Below are 5,829 nucleotides of genomic sequence, written 5' to 3'. Positions count from 1 at the left end.
GCCTCCACCCGATCGACCGCCGCGCCGGCGGCGCGAAGAGCGGTTCGGGGACCACCGGGCCGGCGCGGGACTACACCATCAAGGTGGACGCCACCGGCCTGGACGCCGGGCGGGCCTACACCTTCGAATTCGAGGTCGCGGGCGTGAAGTCGCCGATGGGCCGCACGCGCACCCTGCCGTCGGGCAAGGCCGAGGACGTGGTGCTGGCGATCGCGTCCTGCTCGCTCTATCCGAACGGCTATTTCACCGCCTATCAGGCGATCGCCGACCTGCCGCGGGTCGACGCCGTGCTGCACCTGGGCGACTACATCTACGAGTACGGCGGGCCCAAGTCGTACGGCATGGACAGCGTCGTGGCCGCCGAGCGGCCGCACGATCCGCCGCGCGAGATCGTCAGCCTGGCCGACTACCGCCGCCGTCACGCGCAATACAAGTCCGACCCCCAGCTCCAGGCGGCGCACGCCAAGGCGCCCTGGATCGTGGTGTGGGACGACCACGAGACCGCCAACGACAGCTTCCTCACGGGCGCCGAGAACCATACGCCGGGCAAGGAGGGCGACTGGACCGCGCGCAAGGCCGCCGCGCTGAAGGCCTACTTCGAATGGATGCCGATCCGCGAGCCGGCCGGCGGCGGCCTGGCCGAGGCGGCCATCCGCAGCTTCGACTTCGGCGACCTCGCCTCGCTGATCATGATCGAGACCCGGCTGACCGCCCGCGACCAGCAGGTGAGCCTGGATGGTGACGCGCCCGAGGTGGACGGCAAGCGCGACCTTACCAAGCTGAAGGCCAAGCTGGCCGATCCCAACCGCCGGATGATGGGCCAGAAGCAGGAGGCCTGGGTCGCCGGCGAGCTCGCCCGCTCGGTGAAGGCCGGCCACGCCTGGCAGGTGATCGGCAACGAGGTGATCATGGCCCGCGTCATGTTTCCGAGCCCGAAGAAGGAGCTGACAGCCGAGCAGTACGCGGCGATCCCCGCCTCGGCGCAGAACCGCGTGCGGCGCTACGAGACGGCGCATGCCCTTGGGCTGCCGGCCGGCCTCGACATGTGGGACGGCTATCCACACGACCGCGAGAGGTTGTTCGGCCTGTTCCGCAACGCCGGGGCGCGGCCGATCGTGCTGACCGGCGACAGCCACTCGTTCTGGGCCAACGAACTGCATGACGAGGCCGGCCGCCGCGTGGCCTGCGAGTTCGGCACGACGGGGATCACCAGCCCCGGCGCCGGCGAGCTCTCGCCCGGGATCAACGCCGGCGACCTGATCGCCAAGGCCAACAAGGACGTGGTGTTCAACGACCAGATGTCGAAGGGCTACCTCCTGCTGACGCTCACCCGCACCGAGGCGCGGGCCGACATGATCGCGGTCTCGACGATCACCTCGAAGACCTTCGAGACTAAGGTGGTGAAGAGCTTCAAGGCCGCGCCGGACGGCAAGGGCGTGTCGGCGCTGAGCGAGGCCTAGCGCCGCTCCAGCGCCAGGCGCACGCCGAAGGCCAGGAACACGCCGCCGGTCAGGCGGTCGAGCCAGCGGACCACCGCGGCGCGCTGCAGGACGCCGGCGATGGGGCGCGTGGCGGCGATCAGGGCGGCGAACCAGAGCAGGCCCATGACCGCGTGCATGGCGGCGAGCAGGAAGATGAAGGGCCCGGCCGGCGCGCCTGCAGGCAGGAACTGCGGCAGGAACGAGACGTAGAAGACGCCGACCTTCGGGTTCAGCAGGTTGGTCAGAAAGCCGCGGCGCATCCAGGCGAAGTCATCGCCCGCGGGGCCGTCCGGCGCCGACAGCTCGAACTTGCTGCGCGGCTTCAGGATCAGTCCGATGCCCAGCCAGACGAGGTAGGCCGCGCCCGCCCACTTCAGGACGTCGAAGGCGAGCGTCGAGGCTTCCAGCAGAACCCCAAGGCCCAGCGCAACGGCCGCGCCCCAGGCCAGGCAGCCGGTGACGATGCCGATCGCCGCCAGCGCCGCGCGCTTGGCGCCCTCGACGGCGGCGGTGCGCAGCACGAGCGCCGTGTCGAGGCCCGGCGTAATAGTGAGCAGCGCCGCGGCGACGCTGAAGGCGAGAAGGGCCTGGACGACCGTCACGGCCGCTTCACCAGCTTGCCGCCCTCGACCACGCGGTAGAAGCAGGACCGCGCGCCGGTGTGGCACGCCCCGCCGTCGCCCTGCGGGTACACCTTGAGCCAGACGGCGTCCTGGTCGCAGTCGATGCGCAGCTCGTCGATCACCTGCACCTGGCCGCTGGTCGCGCCCTTGTGCCAGAGCTCGTTGCGCGAGCGACTGAAGTAGTGGGCCTCGCCGGTCGACAGCGTCCGGTTCAGGGCCTCCTCGTTCATCCACGCCAGCATCAGCACCTCGCCGGTCTCGGCATGCGTCGCCACCGCCGCGATCAGGCCGTTGGCGTCGAAGCGCGGCGCGAGCGTGGTCCCCTGCTCGAGGGCGTCGGTGGAGCGGGCGGTGGGGAAGCTGGTCATGGGGGAACATATGGCCCAGCCGCGTCGCAAGCGCACCGGGTTTCCACGCCGGCTGCACGCCGGACGCACGTCCGGCGCCTAGCGTGGCCGCACATGAACCTGAACGCGTGGATCAAGGGCCGGGTGCTGGCCTTCGAGGGCCTCGCGCGCCCGTGGGCCGAGCGCAGCCGACTGCGGGGCTGGGCGTACGAGTTCCTGCTGTTCGGGCTGAAGCAGGCCTGGGCCTGCCTGTTCGGCGGCGCGTTGGTGGTCCTCTTGATCGGCACGCACCTCTGGTGGCCGGCCGACGCCGCGCTCAGCCGCTACGACCTGCTGGTGGTGGCCGCCCTGGCGCTGCAGGCCTTCCTGCTGGCCACCCGGCTGGAGCGCTGGGACGAGGCGCTGGTGATCCTGGTGTTCCACGTCGTTGGCACGGCGATGGAGGTGTTCAAGACCGCGCAGGGCTCGTGGATCTACCCCGAGGCGAGCATCCTGCGGATCGGCGGCGTGCCGCTGTTCTCGGGTTTCATGTACGCGGCGATCGGATCGTACATCGCGCGGATCTGGCGGTTGATGGAGTTCCGGTTCGAGAACTATCCGCCGCTCTGGGCGCCGGGGCTGCTGGCGGTGGCGGCCTACGTGAACTTCTTCACGCACCACTTCGTGCTGGACGTCCGCAACGCGCTGTTCGTGCTGTCGATGATGATCTTTGCGCCGACCTGGACGGTCTTCACGCCCGACCGGACGCCCCGGCGGATGCCGATCCCGCTGGGCTTCCTGCTGGTCGCCCTGTTCATCTGGATCGCCGAGAACGTGGGCACCTTGACCGCGGCGTGGAGCTATCCTGACCAGCGCGACGGCTGGCGGATGGTGTCGATCGGCAAGCTGGGCGCCTGGTACCTGCTGATGCTGCTGAGCTTCGTGCTGGTGTCGCTGGTGCACCGGCCGAGGGCGCCAGGGGAAGGGGAAAGCACGAACCCGCTTACCTCCCCCGCGCAGCGGCGGGAGGGGGACCAGTCGCCGAAGAGCGACTGGTGGAGGGGGCGAGCCTCAAGCTCCGCGGATGGGGCGAGCTGAACTGAATTCAGCGCGTGGGGCTCGCCCCCTCTACCACGCGCTCTACGCTGCGCTCGGCGCGCGGTCCCCCTCCCGCCGCAGCGCGGGGGAGGTGAGGCGCCGATCCTACCGGTTCACGAAATCCAGGAACCGCTGACGCAGGGTCGGGTCGGTCTTGAAGACGCCGGTGAACTGGGTGGTGATCGTGCTGACGTGGCGGTGGTGGACGCCGCGGGTGGTCATGCACTGGTGGGCCGCGTCGATCAGGACGGCGACGCCGGCCGGGCGCAGGCTGTCAGTGATGGCGTCGGCGATCTGCTGGGTCATGGTCTCCTGGGTCTGGAGACGCCGGGCGAAGATCTCGACCACCTTGGCCAGCTTGGAGATGCCGACCACGCGGTTCGTCGGCATGTAGGCCACGTAGGCCTTGCCCAGGAACGGCGCCATGTGGTGCTCGCAGTGGCTCTCCACCTCGATGTCGCGGAGCATGACGATGTCGTCGTAGCCCTGCACGTCCTCGAAGGTGCGCGACAGCTCCTTGGACGGGTCGAGGTTGTAGCCTTCGAACCATTCGCCGTAGGCGTCGACCACCCGCTTGGGCGTGTCGATCACGCCTTCGCGGCGCGGATCGTCGCCGGCCCAGGCGATCAGCGTGCGGACGGCCTCCATGGCCTCCTCGCGGGTCGGGCGCTTGAAGGGCTCAAGGTTTCCATCGTCGGACCCGATGAGGGTTCGGTCGCGGGAAATGGCGTCCATGAGAGAGCGTTTCTTTCCAGGGCTGAGTTGCGCCGGGACGATGGTCCCGGAAATGACGCGTGCCACCCTTTCACTTCGGACCTGGCCTTGTGGCCTCGGGTCCGGGCGATCTGTATATGGGCGCAAGGCCCACCTGGGCAACCGTTCCGCAGCGTTACCGTGAGATATGACCCTTAGCCTCTACGACACCATGCGCCGCGAGAAGCGGCCCTTCGCGCCCCAGGATCCCAGCCGGGTGACGATGTATGTCTGTGGGCCGACGGTCTACAACTTCGCCCACATCGGCAATTTCCGGCCGGTGGTGGTGTTTGACCTGCTGTTCCGGGTGCTGCGCGACGTCTACGGCGACCATGCGGTGCTCTATGCCGCGAACGTCACGGACGTGGACGACAAGATCAACAAGAAGGCGGTCGACGAGGGCGTCGGGATCGACGTCATCACCAACCGCTACCTCGACGCCTACAACGCCGACGCCGCGGCGCTGGGCGCGCTCGCGCCCACCTTCCAGCCCCGCGTGACCGAGACCATGGACGCCATCATCAAGATGATCGGTGACCTGATCCGTAACAACGGGGCCTACGCCGCCGAGGGCCATGTGCTCTTCGACACCCAGGCGTTCACCGACTACGGCAAGCTCTCGGGCCGGCCGATGGACGAGATGATCGCCGGAGCCCGCGTGGACGTGGCGCCGTACAAGCGGCATCCGGCTGACTTCGTGCTTTGGAAGCCGTCCAAGCCGGGCGAGCCGGAGTGGGAGAGCCCGTGGGGCCCCGGCCGGCCGGGCTGGCACATCGAGTGCTCGGCGATGATCGAGGAGGCGCTCGGTCTTCCGATCGACATCCACGGCGGCGGCATCGACCTCGTTTTCCCGCATCACGAGAACGAGCTGGCCCAAGGTGTCTGCTCCGGCCACGGCCGCGAGTACGCCTACGTTTGGATGCACAACGGCTTCCTGAACATGGCCGAGGAGAAGATGTCCAAGAGCCTGGGCAACGTCGCCCTGGCCCACGACCTCTTGAAGGCCTACCCGGGCGAGGCGATCCGCTGGGCGCTGCTCTCTGGCCACTACCGCCAGCCGCTGGAGTGGACCGACACCCTGATCGAGCAGGCCAAGAGCGCGCTCGACCGCCTCTACCGGGTGCTGGACGACAGCGCGCGGTTCCTGGCCGGCGAGCCGGCGGCGGACGGCTGGCAGAGCGCTGCGGCGGCGGCCGAGCATGCCAACGTCCGCCACGCGCTGCACGACGACCTGAACACGCCCAACGCGTTCGCCGCGATGTTCCAGCTCGCCGACAAGGTGCGCGCCGCGGTGATGGCCAAGGACGCGCGCGCGGTGGCCAGCGGCCGGGGCCTCTTGCTGGAGGCGGGCAACCTGATGGGCTTCCTCGCCGCCGACCCGCAGTCGTGGTTCCAGAGCGGGGCCGACGACGACCTGAAGTCCCGGGTCGAAGGCCTGCTCGCGGATCGTCAGGCGGCGCGGGCCGCCAAGAATTGGCCCGAAGCCGACCGCATTCGTGGCGAACTCGCCGCGCTCAATGTGGAGGTTATGGACGGTCCCAGCGGCGC

Annotated in this window: 6 protein-coding genes; 3 read left to right on the top strand and 3 right to left on the bottom strand. The window is 69.3% G+C overall.

Translation table 11 applies throughout. The annotated features are described in order from the left end of the window. On the top strand, nt 1-1,460 hold a 1,460-nt coding region (locus tag VGD44_RS26265), incomplete at its 5' end, for an alkaline phosphatase D family protein (RefSeq protein WP_331091730.1). Here the strand turns inward: VGD44_RS26265 and VGD44_RS26260 are convergent. Next, entirely contained in the window at nt 1,457-2,083 is a 627-nt protein-coding gene (locus VGD44_RS26260) for a LysE family translocator (protein ID WP_331091728.1), read from the bottom strand. The two genes, VGD44_RS26265 and VGD44_RS26260, sit on opposite strands and share 4 nt — an antisense overlap. Beyond that, on the bottom strand, nt 2,080-2,472 hold the full coding sequence (hisI, locus tag VGD44_RS26255; RefSeq protein WP_331091726.1) for a phosphoribosyl-AMP cyclohydrolase: 393 nt from the start codon (nt 2,470-2,472) through the stop codon (nt 2,080-2,082). The genes VGD44_RS26260 and hisI overlap by 4 nt, the downstream gene beginning before the upstream one ends. A gap of 93 nt (nt 2,473-2,565) precedes the next feature. On the opposite strand from hisI, the gene VGD44_RS26250 reads away from it, so the two are divergent. After that, nucleotides 2,566-3,528 (top strand): DUF817 domain-containing protein, encoded by a 963-nt coding sequence (locus tag VGD44_RS26250; RefSeq protein WP_331091724.1) that lies wholly within the window; start codon nt 2,566-2,568, stop codon nt 3,526-3,528. A gap of 105 nt (nt 3,529-3,633) precedes the next feature. Here the strand turns inward: VGD44_RS26250 and folE are convergent, their stop codons facing one another. Further along, nucleotides 3,634-4,263 (bottom strand): GTP cyclohydrolase I FolE, encoded by a 630-nt coding sequence (folE, locus tag VGD44_RS26245; RefSeq protein ID WP_331091722.1) that lies wholly within the window; start codon nt 4,261-4,263, stop codon nt 3,634-3,636. A 166-nt stretch (nt 4,264-4,429) separates the two neighbouring features. On the opposite strand from folE, the gene cysS reads away from it, so the two are divergent. After that, on the top strand, nt 4,430-5,829 hold a 1,400-nt coding region (gene cysS / locus VGD44_RS26240; RefSeq protein ID WP_331091719.1), incomplete at its 3' end, for a cysteine--tRNA ligase.

The sequence above is a fragment of the Phenylobacterium sp. genome (assembly GCF_036402295.1).
Lineage (GTDB): Bacteria > Pseudomonadota > Alphaproteobacteria > Caulobacterales > Caulobacteraceae > Phenylobacterium.
Note: the sequence above shows the minus strand (reverse complement) of the source record. Positions and strands in the feature narration are given on the sequence as shown.

Bases quoted from the DNA above. Each gene is read 5' to 3' on its own strand.
- hisI (WP_331091726.1), bottom strand. From the start codon at position 2,472: ATGACCAGCTTCCCCACCGCCCGCTCCACCGACGCCCTCGAGCAGGGG.
- VGD44_RS26250 (WP_331091724.1), top strand. From the start codon at position 2,566: ATGAACCTGAACGCGTGGATCAAGGGCCGGGTGCTGGCCTTCGAGGGC.
- folE (WP_331091722.1), bottom strand. From the start codon at position 4,263: ATGGACGCCATTTCCCGCGACCGAACCCTCATCGGGTCCGACGATGGA.